This is a genomic window from Roseofilum reptotaenium CS-1145, from assembly GCF_028330985.1.
Taxonomy (GTDB): Bacteria; Cyanobacteriota; Cyanobacteriia; order Cyanobacteriales; family Desertifilaceae; genus Roseofilum; species Roseofilum reptotaenium.
Genome location: NZ_JAQMUE010000034.1, coordinates 93,351 through 117,154, shown reverse-complemented (window position 1 = coordinate 117,154; position 23,804 = coordinate 93,351). Strand labels below are relative to the sequence as shown.

At 44.6% G+C, this 23,804-nt stretch carries 16 protein-coding genes; 10 read left to right on the top strand and 6 right to left on the bottom strand.

Features of this window, described 5'->3' with window-relative positions; genetic code table 11:
- Positions 1 to 119: 119 nt before the first annotated feature.
- Positions 120 to 2,648, bottom strand: coding sequence for a CHAT domain-containing protein (locus PN466_RS05365; protein WP_271937567.1), 2,529 nt, complete (start codon positions 2,646 to 2,648; stop codon positions 120 to 122).
- A 182-nt stretch (positions 2,649 to 2,830) separates the two neighbouring features.
- On the opposite strand from PN466_RS05365, the gene PN466_RS05360 reads away from it, so the two are divergent.
- Together PN466_RS05360 and PN466_RS05355 are read left to right on the top strand one after the other, a co-directional pair.
- A complete protein-coding gene (locus PN466_RS05360) occupies positions 2,831 to 4,894 on the top strand; it encodes a thioredoxin domain-containing protein (RefSeq protein WP_271937565.1) in 2,064 nt (687 codons plus the stop codon).
- Positions 4,895 to 5,281: 387 nt separating this feature from the next.
- The gene (locus PN466_RS05355; RefSeq protein WP_271937563.1) at positions 5,282 to 6,004 is read left to right on the top strand and encodes a hypothetical protein; all 723 of its coding nucleotides are present in this window, start codon (positions 5,282 to 5,284) and stop codon (positions 6,002 to 6,004) included.
- 295 nt (positions 6,005 to 6,299) lie between these two features.
- Here PN466_RS05355 and PN466_RS05350 read toward each other — a convergent pair whose 3' ends face one another.
- A complete protein-coding gene (locus PN466_RS05350) occupies positions 6,300 to 7,784 on the bottom strand; it encodes a UDP-N-acetylmuramoyl-L-alanyl-D-glutamate--2,6-diaminopimelate ligase (RefSeq protein ID WP_271937561.1) in 1,485 nt (494 codons plus the stop codon).
- A 372-nt stretch (positions 7,785 to 8,156) separates the two neighbouring features.
- Here PN466_RS05350 and PN466_RS05345 point away from each other — a divergent pair, with 372 nt between their 5' ends.
- Positions 8,157 to 8,573, top strand: a complete 417-nt coding sequence (locus PN466_RS05345) for a XisH family protein (RefSeq protein ID WP_271937559.1) — start codon at positions 8,157 to 8,159, stop codon at positions 8,571 to 8,573.
- Positions 8,561 to 8,896 carry a XisI protein gene (locus tag PN466_RS05340; protein ID WP_271937557.1) on the top strand — a complete coding sequence of 112 codons (336 nt, stop codon included), beginning with the start codon at positions 8,561 to 8,563 and terminating at the stop codon, positions 8,894 to 8,896. The genes PN466_RS05345 and PN466_RS05340 overlap by 13 nt, the downstream gene beginning before the upstream one ends.
- Before the next feature lie 30 nt (positions 8,897 to 8,926).
- Here PN466_RS05340 and PN466_RS05335 read toward each other — a convergent pair whose 3' ends face one another.
- The 3 genes from PN466_RS05335 to PN466_RS05325 form a co-directional block, all read right to left on the bottom strand.
- On the bottom strand, positions 8,927 to 10,618 hold the full coding sequence (locus PN466_RS05335; RefSeq protein WP_271937556.1) for a sodium:solute symporter family protein: 1,692 nt from the start codon (positions 10,616 to 10,618) through the stop codon (positions 8,927 to 8,929).
- A 118-nt stretch (positions 10,619 to 10,736) separates the two neighbouring features.
- Entirely contained in the window at positions 10,737 to 10,991 is a 255-nt protein-coding gene (locus PN466_RS05330) for a DUF4212 domain-containing protein (protein WP_271937555.1), read from the bottom strand.
- Positions 10,992 to 11,125: 134 nt separating this feature from the next.
- On the bottom strand, positions 11,126 to 11,848 hold the full coding sequence (locus tag PN466_RS05325) for a biliverdin-producing heme oxygenase (protein ID WP_271937553.1): 723 nt from the start codon (positions 11,846 to 11,848) through the stop codon (positions 11,126 to 11,128).
- A 250-nt stretch (positions 11,849 to 12,098) separates the two neighbouring features.
- On the opposite strand from PN466_RS05325, the gene PN466_RS05320 reads away from it, so the two are divergent.
- The 4 genes from PN466_RS05320 to PN466_RS05305 all read left to right on the top strand — a co-directional run bounded on the left by PN466_RS05320 (position 12,099) and on the right by PN466_RS05305 (position 18,374).
- Positions 12,099 to 14,054, top strand: a complete 1,956-nt coding sequence (locus PN466_RS05320; RefSeq protein ID WP_271937552.1) for an alpha-amylase family glycosyl hydrolase — start codon at positions 12,099 to 12,101, stop codon at positions 14,052 to 14,054.
- Positions 14,055 to 14,390: 336 nt separating this feature from the next.
- Positions 14,391 to 15,395, top strand: a complete 1,005-nt coding sequence (locus tag PN466_RS05315) for a pentapeptide repeat-containing protein (protein WP_271937551.1) — start codon at positions 14,391 to 14,393, stop codon at positions 15,393 to 15,395.
- Between the two features lie 83 nt (positions 15,396 to 15,478).
- Complete coding sequence (locus PN466_RS05310; protein ID WP_271937550.1) at positions 15,479 to 17,476, top strand: amylo-alpha-1,6-glucosidase; 1,998 nt, start codon at positions 15,479 to 15,481, stop codon at positions 17,474 to 17,476.
- 334 nt (positions 17,477 to 17,810) lie between these two features.
- Entirely contained in the window at positions 17,811 to 18,374 is a 564-nt protein-coding gene (locus PN466_RS05305) for a hypothetical protein (RefSeq protein ID WP_271937549.1), read from the top strand.
- 132 nt (positions 18,375 to 18,506) lie between these two features.
- On the opposite strand, the gene PN466_RS05300 is transcribed toward PN466_RS05305, so the two are convergent.
- A complete protein-coding gene (locus PN466_RS05300; protein ID WP_271937548.1) occupies positions 18,507 to 19,286 on the bottom strand; it encodes a Uma2 family endonuclease in 780 nt (259 codons plus the stop codon).
- A 147-nt stretch (positions 19,287 to 19,433) separates the two neighbouring features.
- Between PN466_RS05300 and PN466_RS05295 the strand changes: the two genes are divergently transcribed.
- Together PN466_RS05295 and PN466_RS05290 are read left to right on the top strand one after the other, a co-directional pair.
- Entirely contained in the window at positions 19,434 to 21,809 is a 2,376-nt protein-coding gene (locus tag PN466_RS05295; RefSeq protein WP_271937546.1) for a CHAT domain-containing protein, read from the top strand.
- Positions 21,810 to 21,881: 72 nt separating this feature from the next.
- On the top strand, positions 21,882 to 23,696 hold the full coding sequence (locus PN466_RS05290) for a bifunctional serine/threonine-protein kinase/formylglycine-generating enzyme family protein (protein ID WP_271937545.1): 1,815 nt from the start codon (positions 21,882 to 21,884) through the stop codon (positions 23,694 to 23,696).
- The last annotated feature ends 108 nt before the right edge of the window (positions 23,697 to 23,804 follow it).

The window sequence follows — 23,804 nt, the reverse complement described above, 5'->3', positions numbered from 1 at the left end:
CTGTTATATCAAATTTAGGTCAGTTTTCCTACCCAGACTGATTTTGGAAAACCTGAATCGTTTTAAAAATTCAAGAATACTTGCAACAGAAGACGATCTATGGATGTTAAATTCCGATCTTATTCAGATACTCCAATTAAGGTAAATGCTGCCCAATTCCGAGGTTCAGGGAACTGTTTTTGGGTCAGTAACATGGCTTCACGGAGGGCACTGGCTTTATCTTGTCTTTGTTGCATTTGTTGATAAAAGTTAGTCATCACTGTCACAGTGGGTTCATCGGGAATTGCCCATAAGGAGACTAATACTCCTTCGGCTCCTGCACTAACAAAGGCTCGTGAGAGTCCAATTACACCATCACCGTTAATATTGCCTCGTCCTGTATCACAAGCGCTCAGTACTGCTAATTCTGCTCTCAGGGAGAGTTGAGATATTTCTTTGGCGGTGAGAAAACCGGGATCGCCAGCAGTTGGAGCTAGAGCTAAAGAACTCAAAAATCCTCCTAGATTATTGAGCAGTCCATGAGTCGCCAGATGAATCATGGGGCTAGATTGCATTTGAGAGACTACCACAGCTTTAGTCGCTCGATCGCCAATTAACGGTTCTGTATTGAGTAAAGTGGCGATCGCCTCTGCTTCAAGTTCCGCTCCCGGTAAATCCTCCAGTTGCAGTGTACTTTTACCCCCTTCTAACTCAATTTCGGGCATCGTTGGATTACCCACCACTAAAGGAGGATTAACGCTAGAGCCTTGATTTTGATTGCGCTGTTGATTTTGACGAGTTAAATCTAACACTTGAATTGAGGGAGAAGTCATCAATGTATGTTTCTCGATCAAGTAAGTCCCTTGTCGATCCTGGAGAGCAGGAAACGGGACTAAAAGCAACGAATCTTGGGGAATAAACGTTACGCGCTCCTCCGGATTTTTGGGCAGTAAATCGGCAATCGGTTCAATCAAATACTCATGCAATTCTTTCAAGGGTTCTCCTGGAGGCAAGTGGCGACGGGATAAGCCCGTTAACGTAATAAAATCCCGTGCATTTTTCACCAATTGATCTAAATCAAAATTTAGAGGAACCTGGCGAAACTCAATATTTCCTTGGGGAGAAATGACCCAAACATATAATTGAGTTGCTTTTCTTTCTGATGAATGAGAAGTTAACCATTCTCCCGGTCCACTTTGATAAAACCGTCCGTATTCATATTGCACCGTATACGTGACTAAAGTCGTCTTTTCCCGTTGAGCAATTTGCTTGATCTGGTTTATGTTTGGTGGTTCAGTCTCCATCGAATTGGGATGGGTCTCTAATTTACTCACCAACAAATCGACCAAGGCTCTAGCCCGACCCGCTTCTGAAAGCTCTAAGGCTTCAAGGATTTGATTTCGCTCAATTGCAATTTGCTGTAAGAGGCGATAAATATCCGTAGATTGATCGTAGCTAAATATTTTGAATTCATCTTCAGATAAGTTCGTAAAGCTCAGATTCGATAGTGTCACTTTTCGCTGGCTATCATAACCTTCTATCGCTTTATAAAATCTAGATTTTGCTGCTTCTAACTGTTGGGATTGTAGCAGTAAAAACCCCAGCTTTTCTTGACCAATCGCTTGGGCAGCCACACGAGAAAATTCGAGGGATTCAGCGGCATCTGGAGACTCTTGTTGTTGTTGTTTAAATCCCTGGTCTAGAAGATCGAGAGCTTCAGTCTGAAGGTCGATCGCCTGCTCTAAGTTTCCTGACCAGTAGTAAACTCTACTCAGATCTTGCAGGGCAAAAGATTCAGATGTAAAATGACCTTGTTCCCGAATAGCATTTAAGCGTTTTTCTTGTAAGGCAATGGCTTGCTCGTAGTCTTCTTGAATCGTATAATATTCACTTAGTCCGTTCAAGGCTTGATTCACTTGGACCAGATTATCCGTTGCCTCACCCAAGGCTAAAAGTTCCTCGAGTGTTTTTAAAGCTTTTTCCTGTTGTTTGACCCAACTGTAACTAATACTCAGGTGAAACAAAATATTCCCTTTAAGCTGAAATTCACCAGTAGAATTAGCTAAAGATAAGGCTTCTTCCTGGATTTGAATAGCTTGACGATAGTCGAGGTTGGCAAAGTAAGCTAATCCCAAATCATTCAGGACTTCAATCTCTTCGGTTTTGGTGCCAATTTCACGGACAATTTCTAACTGATTTTGGCGCAGAAAAATCGCCTTTTCATAATTAACAGCTTGTAGATAAGCCAAGCTCAAATATTTGAGAATAACTTTACGGCCCGAAGGGGTGCGAGTTGCTTGCAACTGGGATTCTAAAAAGTCAATACCATAGGGATCTCCGAGTTGACTATGGGCAGTAGCCAAACTCCAGAGAATACTCCCTTCAAGATCTTCATCTTGTAATTGACGGGCTAATTGAAGTGCCCGCTTATAGAGAGGTATAGCTTCCTGAAGTTGACCCAGATATTGATGGGCAATAGCTGCTTTATTGAGAACACTTAATTCAAACAACGGATTGCCTAATTGCTGGGCTTGCTCCAACTCCTGGGGATAGGTTTGTAAAATATTTTCATAAACTGGGCGTAATTGATCCACCGGATTAGCCCAACTGACGGAAGGCAGAAAAGTTAGAGCATTAAAAAACAAAATAGTTAGGATAGGTTTTATCATAGTTCATTCAATCTCCAGAAGAGAAAATTGCGTCTCAATTTGAGTTATTCCCAGCCGTGATGATGCTACCCTCAAGAGACAATTGGTTCTCAGCAAATTGTCAGTCAATTGTGAATTGCACAGTTTCTGAGAATTAGTATTAGAATGCAGAAGATACTGTTATCTTCATCCATCATAGATCAATGACCAATCGTTTGGCTCAATCCCGAAGTCTCTACCTCCGCAAACATGCTGAAAATCCGATAGACTGGTGGCCGTGGTGTGATGAAGCACACCAAACGGCAAAAAAAGACAATAAACCGATTTTTCTCTCGATTGGCTATTCAAGCTGTCATTGGTGTACGGTGATGGAAGGGGAAGCCTTTAGTAATGCAGAAATTGCTGAATATATGAATGCTAATTTTCTGCCCATTAAAGTGGATCGAGAAGAGCGTCCCGATGTGGATAGTATTTATATGCAAGCGTTGCAAATGATGACGGGACAAGGGGGATGGCCGTTAAATATTGTCCTTACTCCAGACGATCGCATTCCCTTCTATGGCGGTACTTATTTTCCCGTGGAACCTCGGTATGGTCGGCCCGGATTTTTACGAGTGTTGCAAGCCTTGCGAATGTTTTACGATCAGGAGGGGGAAAAATTAGCCAGTCGCAAACAGGCGATCGCCGAAGCTCTGCATCAAGCAGCGACTATCCCCGCAACCGGAGAATTGGGCGAAGATCTCTTGCACCAAGGCTTAGAAACCAGCGTTGGTATCCTCACTGCACGGGATATGGGGCCCAATTTTCCCATGATTCCCTACGCTGAAACGGCCCTCAGAGCGACCCGTTTCACGACTCCAGAGTCCCCCTACAATGCCCTGGAAAGCTGCGCTCAGAGGGGCTATGACCTGGTGCTGGGGGGCATTTTTGACCATGTAGCTGGAGGGTTCCATCGCTATACGGTGGATGGGACTTGGACGGTTCCCCACTTTGAAAAGATGCTCTACGATAATGGTCAGATTATGGAATATCTGGCCCATTTGTGGGATGCAGGGGTGCAGGATAAGGCGATAGAGAGGGCGATCGCTACTACTGTCACCTGGTTAAAGCGCGAAATGACCGATCCCAAAGGCTATTTTTGGGCAGCTCAAGATGCCGATAATTTCACTTCATCCACGGCTTTAGAACCGGAAGAAGGAGATTTTTATATCTGGGATTATGGTACATTAGAGAGTCAACTCACCCCAGAAGAATTTCAAGACCTTCAGCAACAGTTTGATATTACTGAATCCGGGAACTTTGAAGGTAAGCTTGTATTGCAGCGCACCCAAAAAGGGCAACTTTCCGATCGCTTAGAAACTGGATTAAGTAAACTTTTTACTTTGCGCTATGGCAGCGATCGCGACTCCCTCCCCACATTCCCCCCTGCTCGCAATAACCAGGAAGCAAAACAACAAACTTGGCCCGGACGAATTCCACCGGTTACCGATACTAAAATGATCTTATCCTGGAATAGTTTACTGTTATCCGGGTTAGCCGCAGCCGCGAAAGTTTGGCAACGTCCCGATTATCTGGATTTAGCCATTCAGGGCGCTAATTTTATTCTAGAAAATCAATGGGTAAATGGTCGCTGTGATCGTCTCAACTACGAGGGGGAACCCGACGTTTTAGCCCAAGCTGAAGATTATGCGCTGTTGATTAAGGCTCTCTTGGATATTCAGCAGGCGAGTTTGTGGTGTTCTCCGAGTTTAGAACTGCCCAATCTACAGGAAAAAGCGATCCAAATTCAAGCTGAATTTGATGAATTGCTCTGGAGTGTGGAATTGGGCGGCTACTATAATAGTGTCAAAAGTGATGATTTAATTATCCAAGAACGGAGCTATTTGGATAATGCCACTCCCGCAGCCAATGGCATTGCGATGGCGAATTTAGTGCGCTTGTTCCTGTTAACTGAAAATTTGGATTATTTCGATCGCGCTGAACAAGGGTTACTGGCGTTCAGTACGATTCTATCGAAATCGCCCCAAGCCTGTCCTAGCCTATTTGCAGCGTTAGACTGGTATCGCAATTGTACCCTAGTACGGATTGTGGAGGGGCAACTCGAGCAGCTACGGGGGTTATATTTACCGACTGTTCTGATCCAGAAAGTCCCCGAATTACCTGAAGGAGCGATCGCCTTAGTTTGCCAAGGTCTGTCTTGCAAAAAACCGGCAACCTCTGTGGAGGAATTGCACAGTCAATTACAGCAATGTCAAACCCGAGCTTAGGGAGCTGACTGAGTAATCTCAACTTTATAGACCATTGCATTCCACAACTCAGAGCTAGAGATAAGGGATGCCTCTTGTACGGCATCTCGCTCTCCCAGAGAAATACCCTTTGCTGGTAACCATGCTCACACTTCAACAGGTCATCCACCAAGTCGATGAATTTACTGTTGCTCCTATTTTATGTAGCAGTCTTGTGAGCAATAGACCTCTCGCATAATTTTTTTGTGTTATAGCTATAATAGCTATTCAATTTTCCACCAGCTATTCTCTTGACAATCGCAATCGTCGTTGCCGTTATGGTTTGCTTTGCAAGTTGTAAGCAGAAGTTGGCTTCTGAAATAAATAGCTTTTCATCGTATCATCAAATTAATTTGCAAGAGGTCTAATATGGAACTTGACAAGCAGAAAGTTTTATTAAAAGAGTTTAATAGAGTTGCCCGCCGGGTTACACCTCCGACTGGTTTAACTGCAATTAGACAAAGTCTGGGGAGGTGGATATCCTTAAACATGACAGTTTTGCTGCAAGGTTTGGGATACAACAAAAGCACAATTGCTAATTTCAAAGGGGAACAGCTGATCTTAAATATTGGCTGTGGAACTATAACAGATAGTAGCTATATTAATGCTGACTTATTTCCCCTCCTGTCAACAGTTGCTCAAGTTATCGCGGGCAAAAAAGAGTGGGAGTTGGACCTACTGATTAATTTACCTTATTACGACCGAAATTTATCAAACTGTGCTGATGGCATTGTGGTGTCTCATGTTTTAGAACATCTGCCCCCAACCTTAGCAATCGGCGCGCTATGCAATTGCCTAGATTATCTTAAGTCCGGTGGATGTATGCGTATTAGCGTACCGTATTTGGGAGCATACGATCTGGCCTCATTGCCCCCGAATCAAGGGTTAACAAACCAGATGTTAGCTAAAAATAGCTTAATCTACAGTTGGGGACATCAGTTTATGTATGATGCTGAACTATTGACCGCCCTCATGGAAAAAGCTGGGTTTAGTGACGTAAAAGAAGTTGCTTTTCAAGAAGGTCTTCTATATGAAACGGATTTGAAATCGCGCCAACAAGAATCTATTTATTTGACAGGGATCAAACCCTGAGGACTCAAGGGGTGACAAGGCACCTCAAAGGTTGTATCACAACCTTTGAGGTTGTATTTTGCTGAAAACTTCAACTGAAAGGTGGCGATCGCATAACTCTAACATCGAGTTAGAGGGTTGCTTGCCCAAAAAATCGCTGATTTTTTTTCGCCATCTTAAACGCTCAAAGCCAAGGGTATCTATAAATTCAAGCCGGTTGTCACCCTCTGAGGGCTTAAAACTGTTCCCTGTTCAAGGGGGTTGGGGGTGAGGGCTATACTTCACGCAAAAGAGAAAGGATTTACTCATTACTCATTTACGCTCGCTCCCCTAAAGCTAATCTCGCCTGTTCTCGATCATCGAAGTGAATCTTTTCTGTGCCTAAAATCTGATAATCTTCGTGACCTTTACCCGCAATTAAAATGCCATCTCCAGGCTTTGCATCTAGGATAGCATGACGGATGGCTTCGGCGCGATCGCCAATCACCATTGGTTGGGCAGATTCAGGAATACCAGCGACAATATCTTGCAGAATTTGCTCTGGGTTTTCCGTACGCGGGTTATCAGAAGTCACCACCGGCACATCGGATAATTCGGCGGCAATTTTACCCATTATGGGGCGTTTGGTGCGATCGCGATCGCCCCCACAGCCAAACACGCAAATCATCCGCCCTGGAATAAACGGACGGGAGGCTTTCAATAAATTCTCTAGGCTGTCAGGGGTATGAGCATAGTCTACAATCACTGTAATCTCTTGATCTCGATTGATGCTGACGCGCTCCATCCGTCCCGGCACGCCCAAGAAATCAGGTAAACTCGATACCATAGTTTCTAAGGTAATACCCAGATGCAAGCCAGCACCAATGGCAGCTAAGAGATTGGAGACATTAAATTGACCGACTAAGGGCGATTCAAAGGCAATCTCACCTAATAGCGTATGTAAAATTCCTTTCACGCCCTTAGGCTGGTATTCTAGATCGCTTGTCCACAACGAAGCGGAACGATTCTCAGTGCTATAGCTCCAAACCTGTTCTTGGGGTAGGCGCTCAATCAACCGTTTTCCATAGGGATCGTCAAAATTAATGATCGCTTTTCCCTTCAAGTAATCTGGACTAAACAGCAGTGCCTTAGCTTCAAAATAAGCTTCCATCGTGGGGTGATAGTCCAAGTGATCTTGGGTGAGATTCGTAAAAACAGACACTTCAAACGGACATCCCCAAACTCGTTTTTGCTCTAGGGAATGGGAACTAACTTCCATCACCCCATACTCACATCCGGCTCCAACGGCTTGGGAGAGCTGTGCTTGCAGGGTAACCGCAAAGGGGGTGGTATTGATAGCGGTTTGATGATATCCCGGCCATTTCGCGTAGAGGGTTCCCAGGAGAGCAGTCGGCTTTTGTCCCTGAGTTAAAAAGGATTCAATCAAGTGAGTAGTGGTGGTTTTCCCGTTGGTTCCTGTAACTCCGACTAGCTTTAAGGTTTGGGCGGGATAGTTATAGAATACAGCCGCAATTTCCGCACAGTCCTTCGCTATGTCTGTACTGGAAATCACACAATTTTTTCCTAGAGGATGCTTAGTTAGAGCGGATTCCGAGGCGATCGCCGCGATCGCCCCCGCAGCCACAGCACTCGGCCAAAACTCTCCCCCATCCACACGGGTTCCGGGCATTCCGATAAACAGATCTCCAGCTTGACAAGAATGAGAATTCGTGCTTAAGTTCCTAATCTCCAGGTCTAAGGCAGGATGGGCAGGCACTTCCCCTAACCCACTCACTTTAGCCAGCAGCTCGCCTAATTTCATCCGTCAGCCCTCCTCACAGAAACATACGTTGGCAATTGCACAGGAATTGTTACTTACTATGCGTCAACTGGCTGAGAATGGCAAGCAGGACAGGGGTTGATGGGCACGAACGTGGAAGGAAATCAACGAGCAGATCAGCGAGAAACCCAGTTTCTAGTTTTGCTAGGCGATGGGTTGCCGCGATCGCCCTAAAATATAATTAACTCTATCCTCTATTCTGGGAGAAGTCCCTCTCGGAGTGGGAGAGGAATTTAGGGAGAGGGCACTTCAAAGTTACGAACCCATTAGAAGTTAAGATATAATGAATTTTTCGATCAAGATAGCTAAAGTATTATTCTTCAAAAAGTTGTTCATTCTAGAACTAAAATCCTGATGGCAGCTAAAGATAAATATCATTCTGCGGTTAGAATTGCCCTAGAAAAGGAGCAGTGGAGGATCACTGATGATCCCTTACGACTAGAAGTTGGTGGAACCAAGTTTGAAATTGATTTAGGTGCGGAGCAATTGTTAGCCGCAGAGCGAGGAGAAGAAAAAATTGCCGTTGAAATTAAGACATTCTTGAGCGATTCACCCCTGACGGATTATCATGCAGCCTTAGGACAGTTTTTGAATTATCAACTAGCCCTGGAACTCAACGATCCAAGCAGGATTTTATATTTGGCTATACCGGCAAGAACCCATGAAGGCTTTTTTAAGCGAGAATTCACACAAATTTCCCTAGAACGATACCAAATAAAACAAATGATTTACGATCCAGAAAAAGAGGTAATTGTACGATGGATATCCTAGAACAGTATCGCCAGATCATTCAGTCCTTATTAACCGAGTATGCTGCAATTCCCATTGCTAACGGGGAGATTGATTGCTACACCGTTTTTGATACCCAACAAGACCATTATCAAGTGGTAAATGTAGGATGGGATGGTTATCGCCGCGTCTATGGTTGTGTGCTGCACCTCGATATTATCAACCGCAAGATTTGGGTTCAGCACAATATGACGGAAATGAGAGTCGCTCAAGAATTAGTCGATCGAGGGGTGGACAAAGACCAAATTGTGCTGGGGTTTCACGATCCCGAGATCCGGCAATATACAGATTATGCAACCGTTTAAGGGATAGCGCACGGACTTGATATGATCAGCTTAATCTAATTCTTCTTCTCCAATGTCCGCCAGAGCAGGAGGGCCATGATCCGGGGTGCGGAGATTTTCGACCATTTCTTGAATCTCTGCCGAGGGAGGTGGGGTTAATCGAGAAACGGTTAGGGCAATCATCAGGTTAAGGATCATGCCGACTGTACCAATGCCTTCGGCGGAGATATCAAAGAACCAAAGGGGCATCCCATAGAATTTTGCCCCGATAATATAGAAGCTGGTAAAGACTAAACCGGAGACCATTCCGGCGATCGCCCCTTCTTTATTGTTACGCTTGTCAAATATGCCTAAAATAATCGCGGGGAAGAAGCTAGCTGCGGCTAACCCAAAAGCAAACCCCACGACTTGAGCCACAAAACCGGGAGGATTAACGCCAAAATAACCGGCAACGGCGATCGCAAAACCGACCATGATCCGCCCCACCATCACCCGGCGTGACTCAGAAGCCCCCGGATCGATCAGACGATAATACACATCATGGGCAATGGAACTAGAAATGACCAACAGTAAGCCAGAAGCGGTAGATAAGGCAGCCGCTAACCCTCCCGCAGCCACTAAAGCAATCACCCACGGTGCTAATTTTGCCACTTCTGGAGTCGAAAGAACAATGATATCGCGGTCAATGGTAATTTCGTTGGTTTCCGGATTGGGGGTTAGCTCAATCAAACCATCGCCATTTTTATCTTCAAACGCCAGCAAGCCCGTATTTTCCCATTTCGTCGCCCAATCTAACTGTTGCACCTCTTCAATCGTTTTATTGTGCAAGCTATCAATCAGGTTATAGCGTGCAAAGGCGGCTAAAGCGGGAGCCGTAGTATATAAAATAGCGATAAACAGAAGCGCCCAACCGGCGGAATAGCGAGCGGCACGAGGGTTGGGAACGGTATAGAAGCGGACGATCACATGGGGAAGTCCAGCCGTCCCCACCATCAGAGCAATGGTGATAAACAGCACGTCCAACATGGATTTATTAGCAAAGGGTTGGGTGTATTCGGCAAACCCCAGATCCACTTGCACTTGATTGAGCTTATCGACAATATCGCTGAACGTAAACGCCAGTTGGGGAACCGGGTTACCCGTCAGATACCAGGCAATGGCGATCGCCGGAATCAAATAAGCGATAATTAAAACGCCATATTGGGCGACTTGCGTCCAAGTAATCCCTTTCATCCCACCGAGGACAGCAAAAAAGGCAACAATCGCCATGCCGATGACTACCCCGGTACTCACATCCACTTGTAGAAACCGGCTAAAGACAATCCCCACACCGCGCATCTGTCCGGCGACATAGGTGAGAGAAACGAAAATCGCCGCAATTACAGCAACCAGTCGGGCGATATTGGAATCATAGCGATCGCCCACAAAATCAGGAACCGTATATTTCCCAAACTTGCGTAAATAGGGAGCCAACAGCAACGCTAATAATACATAGCCCCCTGTCCATCCCATCAAATAAATCGAGCCATCATAGCCCAAAAACGAGATTAACCCCGCCATCGAAATAAACGAAGCGGCTGACATCCAATCTGCTGCCGTTGCCGCACCATTGGCGATCGCCGGAACCCCCCGATCCGCCACAAAAAACCCTTGCGTATCCTTAACTCGCGATCTCCAACCAATATAGAGATAAAGCAAAAGCGATAGGGTTACAAACAAAAATGTCCAAACCTCTACACCCATATCTATTCCTCAATGATTCTGATATCTATTTCTCAATGATTCTGATCTTAAAAAATTCCCCTTACCCTGGGGAACAACTCACCGCGTCTCCGTGTCTTCCCATTCCCCCATTCCAACATTACTCGTCTCTCTTATACTTATGATCGATTTTGTCCATCTGTATCGCATAGACAAAGATTAAAACCACAAATACATAAATTACTCCCTGTTGTGCCAACCAAAATCCTAGGGGAAGTGTCCCCAGGGTAATGGAATTCAGGGGAGTCACCAATAAGATACTTAATCCCAGGGAAGTCAGACCCCAAACCATTAATAGATTGCGGATTAGCGTCGTATTTTCTCGCCAATAGGCTTGCCTTTCCTCTTCATTCATGATCTAAAATACCCATTTTAAATGTTTAATTGATATAACAATGCTGTCAACCCGTTACCATTCAAACCCTTTCAGTCGAGGCTTATAAGAGCAACGGAGTGACAGCAATCATCACTACTTATGAGTGGAGGGGTTTAGTTATCAGTAGCAGTTGCCAATTCTGTACTGCCTTGAGTACGCCGTCTAGTGAGGCTATTAAACAACAGTTGTCCGATCGCCTTAATTAAGCTACCTTCAAGTTCATTAAACATTTTCATGTTCATGCCAAAAGCAGCATTAGCTTCTTCGACGATGCGATCGGCTGTTGCTTCATCAATCGGTAAACTATCCATGGTTTGCCGATAGTTATTCTTAAATGCCTTCTCATCTGGAATATCAGCAAACTCATAGAACTGAGTTCCTTGTCCCTCTGGTAAATTCATCGCGGTTTGGGCAATCTTTTTCAGAATTTGCCCACCAGACAAATCCCCCATATACCGAGTGTACAGATGGGAAATCAACAATTCCGGTTCTTCATTGGAGACTTTTCTAATTTGGTCTACATAGGCTTGACCTGCTGGAGACAAGGATACTCCCTCGCGCCAGTTACTGCCATAATAGAAGGCTAAATCCTGTTCAATAGACTCTTTGCGGTTGAGTTCAGGAAAATAGAGTTTCCCCAGAATTGGATGATTCTGGTGACGAGCCATCTCTTCTTCCATGGCAGAATAGACGAAGTAAAGGTTACCTGACAGTTTGCGGTAAGACTCCTTCTCTACCGTTCCTTTTAAGAAACATTTGATAAAACCCACATTTTCCGCCATGGTATGGGCTTTTTTCGTGCCCTCGCGGAGCTTAGTCGCTAAATTGGTACTCATCCTAAAACAGTTCCCGATTTTGAAAATGAAAGACGATCTAAAAAATCCTTTGGGCAAGTCTCCACAAAGGGTTAGGGTTGATTTCTCAGCCTCTATATAGCTACCTTAGAACGATTTGATGAACGTTTACATTAAGTTTCTTAAACTTAAGTCACTTAGGCCGAATGGGCGATCGCCTCTCAGCGCCTGTAGAGGTCTATGCTTCTGCTATTCTAGAGTAGCCCAGTGTTAACGAGGAAGTGCTGCTGTGATGACTGATCCCTACTTATCAGAGGTTTCCCAGAGCCAGTATACCCCCTCAGATCCTCAGTCGGAAGACCCATTAAACCCATCAGCACAGTCTCCTAACTCACAGGAAGACTTAGACCTAGAATTTCTCTATACTCGCGATATTGAATTTCGCCAAGAAACCCTTTACTTTATTGTTGTCGATCGCTTCTGTGATGGCGATCCGCGCAATAATGAAGGGCCAAATCCCGAACTCTACGATCCCACCCATGAAGATTGGGGCAAATATTGGGGTGGAGATTTACAAGGAATAATCAACAAACTCGACTATTTGAAAAACCTGGGAGTAACAGCGATTTGGCTGACTCCTTTATTTGAACAAATTGAGGACTTATTTGTTGAAAGTGCCGCTATACACGGCTATTGGATTCAAGACTTTAAGCGCATCAATCCCCGCTTTATCCGGCCAGAAGATAATCCCTCTTTGAACCAAACTCAAGAAGAGAAAAACACCCTATTTGACCAACTCATTGCAGAAATTCACAAGCGCAACATGAAGTTAATCTTGGATGTTGTCTGTAACCATAGCAATCCTGATATTAGTGGCAAAAAGGGGATTCTCTATGATGACGGGGTGAAAATTGCCGATTTCAACAATGACCAGGATCATTGGTATCATCACTATGGTGAAGTTCAAGACTGGGAAGATGAGTGGCAAATCCAAAATTGTGAGTTAGCGGGATTAGCTACATTTAATGAAAATAATACAGCATACCGCAGTTATATTAAAGCAGCGATTAAACAATGGATTGATCGGGGGGTGGATGCCCTGCGCGTCGATACCGTTAAGCATATGCCTATTTGGTTTTGGCAAGAATTCAATGCCGAAATTCAAACCCATAAACCTGATATTTTTGTGTTTGGAGAATGGATTTATTCCCATCCTCTTGACGATCGTTCTGTAGAGTTTGCCAATAATTCCGGGATGACGATTTTAGACTTTGGTCTATGCACGGCAATTCGGGAAGCATTAGGGTTAGGTTTAGAGGATGGATTTTACCGGATCAAGGATGTTTTCGATCAAGATTATCGCTATTCTGGGGCAACCGAGTTAATTACCTTTATCGACAATCATGATATGTACCGCTTCCAGAGTTTGAATGACGATCCGGAAGTGTTACATTTAGCGATCGCCCTATTAATGACCAGCCGGGGTATTCCTTGTATTTACTACGGAACAGAACAATATCTCTATAATAATACCCAGGTTGATTTAGACAATCCCTTTGGAAATAATGACCCCTATAATCGTCCCCTCATGAAGCGCTGGGATACCAATACTAAACTCTATTGGACCATTCGTTTATTATCTGGTGTGCGTCGCTTAAATCCAGCCGTTTCCATGGGAGGACAATGGGAAAAATACATTACTCCTGATGTCTATTGCTATGTGCGACGGTATCGAGATTCGATTCTGTTTGTGGCGATGAATCGAGGGGAAAGCGTAACTGTAGAATCCATCGATACGGAATTACCCGATGGTGAGCATACGGATATCATGTCCCTGGAAAAATATAGGGTTGAGTCGAGTATACTGTCCGATTTGACCCTAGAAAAAAATCAAGTGATTATTCTTAGTCATGTGGCGGAAAGAGTCACCGGAAAAACCATTGTTCGCGTCCAACTCAATGGTGTTAATACCCAGCCTGGAGAACGTATTATTGTCACTGGAGATTGTCCAGAATTGGGGAATTGGGATATAGCTAAAGCCTATCCTTTAGAGTACATTAATTCTAATACCTGGTTTGCTGAAATTCCCTTCAATGAAAGTGCAGGAAAATTAATTAATTATAAATATGCACTGTGGCGTGAAGGTCAATCTCCCCTGAGAGAAAATATAGTTTCTCGGCGCTGGGTGGTTGCTAGTGAAGGAACTGTAAAATGGAGAGACCATTGGACATCTGGCCGAGAATCTTAAGGGTGAATATAACTATTTCTTTCCCTTTCTAAAGGTTTGTTACAGTTAATGGAATAGTAGAGGATGGGTGTAATACCATAATAAGGTCTAACGTAAAGCCCTTCATTAAAGTGCAGAAAGACCAGTCTTCAGCATAAGTAAACGTTAAAATCGAGACTGTATTTCTGGACTCAATCGTTTCTGAACTCCAAAAGAGGTCAACCTGAGCAGCTAGGGGCTTTACCGGATACCCGTTTGATCGGTTAGGGAGGGTAAGCAATAGAAATTTTGCAGGTAAAGGTGTCAAAGAAAATACGTTGACTGACAAAACGGTCAGGAATTGAGGAGAGTAATATCATGGATGCGAATGAACTATTACAACGATATATTCACGGTGAACGGGATTTTCGTGGCTCGGATTTGACCTATGCCAACTTAATCGGTGTGGAGTTACCTAAATCTAACTTGTCAGGTGCAAACTTAAAAGAAGCGTCTCTGGCGAGAGCCTATTTAGAACGGTGTTTTCTGAAAGAGGCGAATCTCAATGGGGCGTTCTTGTATGGTACCAATTTGAGCTATGTGAAACTGCAAGGAGCCGTGTTAATCGAAGCAGACTTAACAAAAGCAGATTTGCGGGGCGCTCATTTGGGGAAAGCGGATTTAACGGGAGCCAAATTGACTGGGGCGATCTTGACTTGGGTGACGTTGTTTCGAGCAAAAATGCCAGGAGTGAATCTATGTGGTTCAAACCTGAATGGGATTAATTTGCGAAGAGCGAATCTAGAGGGTGCTAATCTGAATTGGACGAATTTATCCGGAGCGCGCTTAAGTGGAGCCAATCTTCAAGGAGCGGGTTTAAATGGGGTGAAACTGAGCGGTGCATTCTTGAATGGATTGAAACTGCAAGGGATGAATTTTAGTGGCTTGGAATTGGATTCAGTGAAGTTAAATGGCGCAAAAATGGCAGGCGCTAATTTGGTGGGAACTGACCTCAGTAATGCCCAAATGCGTTTTACTGACTTCGATCAAGCAAATTTGAAACAAGCTGATATGCAGGGAACGATCCTCAAAGGCGGTAAGTTTATTCAGTCCAATCTGATGAAAACCAATTTGTGTGAAGCGGATATGCGTAAAGCCGATTTAACGGAAGCGAATCTAAATTTAGCAGATCTGCGAGGCACGGATCTGAGTGAAGCCGATTTGCGCGGGGCGTATCTATGGGGCGCTAATTTAGATGGGGCTTGTTTGCGTGATGCCGATCTACGAGGTGCTAGTCTGCGTGATGCGGCTTTGGTGGGAGCTGATTTGCAAGGAGCAAATTTAGAAGGCGCGATGATGCCAGATGGCAAAATCCATGCCTAGGAGTATCATGCCATGGAAAATGGTGTAATCTAGAGTCCTGGAAAGATTCAGGTTGCGATCGCGGAGCGGAGAAGAAAAATCATATGGCGATTGAGGTAGGACGGGAAATCTGTGGTGATTCAGCAATTGCCCTCTCTCGTGAGTGGTTAGTTACCAACAGCATTGGGGGCTACGCATCGGGGACGATCGCCTCTGGCCTGACGCGCCGTTATCATGGGTTATTAGTGGCGGCACTGAAACCCCCACTACAGCGAACTCTGCTGTTAACCAAACTCGATGAAACCGTTACTTATGGCCAAAAGTCCTATCCCCTGTTCACTAACCAATGGGTGGGCGGTAAAGTGGACGGAAATGGAGATCGCCATCTCGAAAGCTTCCGTTTAGAAGGGACAACCCCCGTATGGACATTTGCCTGCGGGGATATGCTGCTGGAAAAACGGATCTGGATGCGGCAGCGGGAAAATACCACCTACATTCGCTACGATCTGGTGCGGTGTAGTACCCCTGTGGATTTAGAGATTGATGCGATCGCTAACACTCGGCCCTACAATCTTCTACAAGAGGATTTAGACTTTACCATCCATACCCAACGGATTGAATCTGGCATAAAACTAGAAACGCCAGGAGAGTCTATCCCCTGGTACTTATTCAGCTCTGGAGGTGAATTCACCCTTTCAGGAACCTGGATACAAGGCTACGATCTCCCCATGGAACGCTATCGGGGAGATGGCCATCAAGATAACCATTTTCATGCCTGCACCCTCACCGCATCCCTTAGTCCCGGAGACTCCCTCACCCTAGTTGCCAGTACCGAGCCTCAGGTAAATCTAGACGGCAAAGAGGCGCTACAGCAGCAACACCGCTATGAAAAGCAACACCTCGAACGCTGGCAAGCCACACCCTATCTGAACACAGAAAAGGCTCCGGACTGGATTCGACAGTTAATTCTCGCTGCGGATCAATTTATTGTATGTCGTCCCCTGTCCCCTAACTCCCATGGGAAAACGGTGATCGCTGGCTATCCCTGGTTTACAGACTGGGGACGGGATACAATGATTAGCTTACCCGGTTTAACTCTAGCGACAGGACGCACGGAAGTGGCTAAGAGGGTATTGACAACCTTTGCCCAATATGTGGATCGGGGCATGTTGCCCAATGTCTTTCCGGATGGCGGAGAAGACCCCGCTTACAATACGGTCGATGCGACGTTATGGTATTTTGAAGCCGTTCGCCAATATTATCAGGCAACCCGCGATCGCTCCTTTTTAGCTGAACTCTTCCCCGTTTTAGCGGACATCATTGACTGGCATTGTCGTGGAACCCGCTATCAAATTCATCGCGATCCCGATGATGGTCTCCTGTATGCGGGAGAAGCCATGACCCAACTGACTTGGATGGATGCTAAATATGGAGATTGGGTGGTTACTCCCCGGCAAGGAAAACCGGTGGAAGTGAATGCTTTATGGTATAATGCACTGCGTACTATGGTCGCGTTTACTCGTAAATTAGGGAAGGAAGATCGGGAGTACGAAACGCTCGCACAACAAGCAGAAAAGGGATTTGCTCGCTTTTGGAATGCTGAGGCAGGATGCTGCTATGATGTACTTGATACAAGTATAGGGAACGATCCGAAATTGCGACCGAATCAGATTTTTGCGGTTTCCTTACCCCAAAGTCCCCTAACTCCAGAACAGCAACGGGGAGTGGTGGAGTCCTGTGGGCGATCTCTGCTAACGTCGTATGGGTTGCGATCGCTCAGTCCAGACGATCCCCAATATATCGGTCATTATGGAGGCAATTTGGCCCATCGAGATGGAGCCTATCATCAAGGTACAGTATGGGGCTGGTTATTAGGGCCATTTGCGATCGCCCACTTCAAAGTCTACAACCAACCCGATCGAGCGCTGAGTTTCCTCACTCCCATGGCGCACCATTTATACACTCACGGCATCGGAAGTATCAGTGAAATCTTTGATGGCGATCCTCCCTTTACCCCCAGAGGGTGTATTGCCCAAGCTTGGAGTGTAGCCGAAACCCTGCGCGCGTGGCAAGTCATTGCCCAACACCAAAAAGCTCCCTAGACACAGCTAATTGGGTGCTTTAACGCCAGTTTTGGTTAAGGGCATTTTGCGGCTGATTTGACGAAGGAATGGGGATTACAGCCAACGATAGAATAAGGGTTTCAGCTTATCCAAAACTCACGTTACCTTAGCTCTGGAAATTACTAATCATAGAAGAAACCGGAAAGTGACAGAAGAGGGGTATACCATTTCTCTTTAATCTTGCAACTAATCGACACCTGAGAAACAAGGGGCTTAAGCCCCTTGTTTCAGCACATCATCATAGAGAAATGGTATAACAACGCGGGGGTAATTTATGCTAATATTATAGCATATTTTTTAGATCATTTACAGTATGGAATTAGCAAACACTAATTGTCATTCAAGGCAGAGCATCCTTTCAGAAATGAGCATAGCAGAGCGTAATCGGATGATTATAGCTTCTTTGATAGATGAAACCTACAACTGCGATTATAATTCTCCAATTCAACGTTTTATGTATTCTATCTTAGAACAAATGACTGTCGTAAGAGTTGACTCAAGAGGAGGTAAATACAGTTTCTCAGGCGATCTGTCTTTGTTTTTTGCAGACATGGACAATCACATTTATGAGATGAAAATGACAGTTTATCATCATCTGGTGACTCTATCTTATTTTGGGAAAGGCAGTTTTTTCGGGGGTATTGATCCAGTAGAGAATTTATTTATTGGAGAGCTTCACTTTTCTAGCGTGTACGGAAAAAACAGTAAATTCTTAGGACATAGCCCTTTGATTCTTGCTGGTGAGACAGATCAACAAAAGAACAAGTGTATTACACTGTATGAGACTGAAGATGTATCTAATTGGCAATGGTCAAATATCTTTGCGATCGCCAAGCAGAGCCGAAAAAAACTAGAAAATAAATCTTATGACAATTGAAAAACGAAAAATAGACGAAATCACCCCATACTCGCTAGTAATATCAAATCCGGTTAATTGGAAAAGAGAAGCGGGCAAGATGCTCGCACTACATCTATTACCTCATTTTAGCTGTTTCAAGGCACTACAGCTCTACGACAATGTATCAGGATCGATACCCATAGCTCGAAGGCGCTCTAATAGAGCTTCCCGTTTTTGTCGCTCTTGGGCTAATGCATTTTCTGCCTCTTGTGCCCGTTGACGCTCCTGCTCCAGTCTTTCCGTAGGAGTCGGTATCCAGTTGCCTTGGCGATCGTACCAACGTAACCATAATCCTTCCACACCCTCATAAATTCCTTGCCATTTTCCCAAGCCTAACCCTAACTGTTCAAACCATAATTTCTCTTCTGGTAAACTCAAGGGTTGATACTGAGAACCTTTTAACTCAAAGGCTCGAAACTGATTATTATAGCGGTCATAAACTACATAATAGGGAACCCGTAAAATCTGCTCGTATACTTGCCATTTTGTCGGCGGTTTATTGACTTCTCGCAAAGTTTGACCTAAATCTTCTTGCTCCGTTCCTGGAGATAAGAGTTCAATGACTAAAAACGGTGAAATTCGTTCTTGCCAGATTAAATAACTCAGGCGCAGATCCTGTTGGCGGTTAAATCGTCCCGTGCCTAAAACGAGAAACCAATCAGGACGTTTATACCAATTGGTATGATTGGAATCGTAATATAGATTTAAGTCTTTAGCAATTAACCGTTGTTCGATTGGATAAAGGGGAGAGTCAAAGGTGAGATCGAGTAATTGGGGTTGTAGATCGTGAAATAAGTCAGGCAATCCCGGTTCCTCCGGATCTTCGCTGGGTAAATCATACATGGTGGGCAAAGAGTTTGGCCAGTCTGGGCGCGGATATTTGGGTGACATGGCTATACGATTGCACAGTGAGGTTTTCTCTACTATGGTAGCGGTTGATTGCTACAGATTACCGAACCTCTGAATTCCCCAAATTTAAGGGACATTTGCCAAGCTGGTAAATGATGAGTTCTCGGATTGATGATGATGAGTATAAGCTTGGTTCGGACAATTTCGGCGATCGCGATCAGCAGTGTGTTGGCACTTGAATTACCGGCGATCGCACAAACTTCAGAGTCTGGCTCTGTGGAAGTTCAAACCGATCCAGTCAGCGAAGCCGATACCCTAGAAAACTGGGGTAAAAGAGACTATGCACAGGGACGTTTTTTTTCTGCACAGCAGTTTTATCAGAGGGTAGTGAAATTACGACAACGAATTGGCAATCGAAGAAAATTAGCGAAGACTTTGATTAATTTAGCCAGTGTTGAAATCAATTTAGAAGATTATGACACTGCCCTAGAGTTGCTGAATCAGGCTCGATCGATTTCTCGATCGCGAAGAGATAGCGCCACAGAAATTCAAGCCTTAACCGGTTTAAGCTTACTGTATGAAAAGCAAAACTTACCGAATCGTGCTTTAGCTACTGCCCAACAAGCTTTAGCCTTAAATCAACGTTTAGATCGAAAAGAAGAACAGGGACATTTATATAATCATCTTGGACATCTTCATACCATCCTTCACCAGGAGGCTAAAGCCAGTCAAGCTTATCATAGAGCCATATCTATTTTTCGCGAACTAGGAGATAAAGTCGGAGTAGCGAATAGCCTCAATGGATTAGGGTTTGTCTATCTTGAACAAAATCAGTTTGAACCTGCCCTTTCCCATTTTTATCAAGCACTTTTGATCTGGAAAAAATTAGAAAAAACAGAAAATTATGCCGCTACACTCCATAATATTGGTCGTCTATTCGAGTCCCAGCAACAAGCAGAGTTAGCTATTCTATTTTACAAGCAGTCGATGAATGAGCTTCAGTTGATTCATAGCCAAATTACTGATTTTTCCCTAGAACAACAAAAGGCATTTCTGGCAACGGTTTCTCAGCGCTATCGCCATTTAGCGAATCTACTCTTTCAAAATAACCGCCCAGAAGAAGCCCATCAAGTTCTGGACTTGCTGAAATTGCAAGAACTGGATGAATATTTACACAGTGTTAAAGGGGATCATCAATTGCCAACCTTAAGTTTACATCCCGTGGAAGAGGATATTTTCAACGATTTCCTTGAAGCCGAGACTCAGGGTGTAGATTGGATTGAAGACTTAGAAGAATTAAGGGCGATTCCAGAAGGCGATCGCACGGTGGAGGAAACTGAAAAATTAAACCAAATTAACTTATTATATCAGAGTCTACATCAGAATTTCAAGCCGTTTCTAGAATCATCTCGTATCAACCCAATTAGGCAGAGAATGGCTGATTACAACTCGACAAATCCAGAGTGGAATTCTCATATTCAAGGATTGAAGAGTCTACTCCAACAGTTTGAACATCAGACAGCGTTTGTCTATCCATTCATGTGGGAAGATCGGCTAGAAATAATCGTGGTTTTTGCCGATCGCCCACCAATCAGACGTACGGTACCCGTAAGTCAGTCGGAACTTGAACAAAAAATTACTGAATTTAGAACAACGATTACGCGCAAATACCCCTTACCCCGGGTACAATCACTCGGTCAACAGCTTTATGAATGGTTAGTGCAACCCATTAAAGAGGATTTAAATCAAGCTGGAATTGAGGCCTTAGTTTACGCACCAGATGGTCAATTGCGCCACTTGCCCTTCAGTGCTTTATATGATGGTCAGGATTGGTTAATTCAACGGTTTGAGATTAATTATATTACGGCCACCAGCTTACAAAACTTTGCCCCCCAAACCCATCGAGAACGGAAAATTCTAGCCGGAGCGTTTACCCAAGGCAATTATCACGTCCAAGTCGGCGATCGCCAATTTGACTTTTCTGGATTACCCTTTGCCCAGAAGGAAGTACAAAATTTGATCCAGCGCTTCCCCGATCATACGACCCTGTGGAATCAGGACTTTAATCGAGATGCAACCCTGCCAGAACTCGAGGCACATCAGATCGTGCATCTAGCCACCCATGCAGCATTCGTTCAAGGAGAGCCAGAAGAATCATTTATTTTATTAGGAAATGGCGATCGCATTACCCTACGGGATATTGAGCATTGGAACCTTTCCGACGTGGACTTAATTGTCCTCAGTGCTTGTCAGACAGGGATTGGCGAAATTCTGGGGAATGGCGAAGAAATCCTCGGTTTAGGCTATCAGATGCAAAAAGCAGGCGCAAAAGCGGCGATCGCCACCCTATGGCACGTTGACGATCAAGGAACCCAAGTTTTAATGGATCAATTTTATCAATCTCTCGATACCGATCCTGATATCACCCTAGCCCAAGCCATTCGACAAGCGCAATTGAGCGTAATTAACGCCCAACTTCCCCAAACAGATAACCTCGATCCCACCTCTTTTCAACATCCCTACTATTGGGCCCCATTTATTTTAATTGGCAATGGTCTCGATTAAGGGAGATCATCTTATACTACAATTGGAGTCACCCACCCACAACTCAATTTATTTTGAATTTTTAATTGAACCATGTCACCAGTGCTTGCGGGTCGCTACCAGATAGAACGGGAACTCGGTAAAGGAGGATTTGGCCTCACCTACCTGGCACAAGACTTGCACCTTCCAGGATATCCCCTCTGTGTTGTCAAGCAACTGAAGCCCCAGTTCAAGAGTCCAAAACAACTGAAGACAGCCCAGCGCTTATTTGAGACAGAAGCAAAGGCTCTGCAAAAATTAGGAAAATATCCTCAAATTCCCCAACTTCTGGCCTATTTTACGGAAGAAGGAGAATTTTATCTGGTTCAGGAATATATCCAAGGTCATGAGTTAAGCCAGGAAATACACCCGGGACAACCTTGGTCAGAGGAGCAAGTGATTCAGTTATTACAAGATATCCTCACTCCCTTAAAGTTTTTGCACGATCATCAAGTCATTCATCGGGATATTAAACCCAATAACTTGATGCGGCGTAAGCCCGATCAAACACTGGTACTGATTGATTTTGGTGCAGTCAAGCAACACCTGTCTGAGTTAACTCAATTGGGAGAGAAAAATCAACGGACAGTTCGTGTTGGTACACCTGGATATATGCCCAGTGAACAAGCGGTAGGACAGCCTAAATTTTGTAGCGATATCTATGCTGTGGGCATGATCGCCATTGAAGCACTCACGGGAAAACCAGCCCTCAGTCTACCAGCAGACCCAGAAACTCTAGAAATCATCTGGCAACCCTTTGCTACTCATTCCAGTCCAAGATTGCGGGAAGTCCTACAGAATATGATCCGGTATCACTTCAATAGTCGCTATGTTTCAGCTCAGGAAGCTTTAGAAGAAGTTAACAGACTCCAGACTTCAACAGTACCGACTCCAGCTATGGATAGGGTGCAACTCAAACCAGAGTCAACCCAAGTCATTAACAAAGCTCATCTCAAACCAGCTCAACTCGAATCTTTAAAGTCTACTCTCCTATCTGTACCCCAACCTTACCAAGGTTCACTCTCTAAATTTAGCTTTGAGGTCGTGACAGTTAACGCTTGGGGCAAAATCATTCAGCAGGAAAATCGAGAAGCGCAGTATTTCCAGGAGGACTTGGGAGAAGGAATAGTTTTAGATATGGTGGCTATTCCTGGGGGAGACTTCCTCATGGGTTCACCAGAGGGAGAAGGATCGGATGATGAAAAACCCCAGCATTTAGTAACCGTGCCCCCCTTTTATATGGGGAAGTTTTTAATCACGCAGGCTCAATGGCGTAGGGTAGCTTCATTTCCCCAGGTGAATATTTCCCTAGAGTCTAATCCGTCTTATTTTAAGGGAGAGAATTTGCCTGTAGAACAAGTTTCATGGTACGACTGCGAGGAATTTTGCGCCCGGCTATCTCGATATACGGGAAACACCTATCGTTTGCCTTCTGAAGCAGAATGGGAATATGCTTGTCGGGCAGGAACAACAACGCCCTTTCATTTTGGCGAAACCCTGACGACTGACCTGGCTAATTATGATGGCAACTATAGTGATATAGATGACCCGGAAGGTAAAAATCGTGCGAAAACCACCTCAGTCGGTAGTTTTCCGCCCAATGGATTTGGCTTATATGATATGCATGGAAACCTGTGGGAATGGTGTGCCGACCATTGGCATGATCGTTACGATCGCGCTCCTGCCGATGGTAGTATATGGCTCGATAGCGATGAATGGACCAGAAGGGTAATACGAGGGGGGTCTTGGTTTCTCACCTATTCAATATTCCGTCGTAGTGCCGATCGCAACCACCGCAATGCTGGCGATCGATATTGCACCTTTGGCCTGCGGATTGTCCATCCTGTCGTCCCTGACTTAAATCAATAAATATGCTTAGTTAAGAGCAGAATTTATTGCTTTTTTCCGTAGATTTACTCTCATAGCAAGAGACGAGAGAGTTCAGACATTTTCGTTCTCTATTGGCTGTTGCCTATT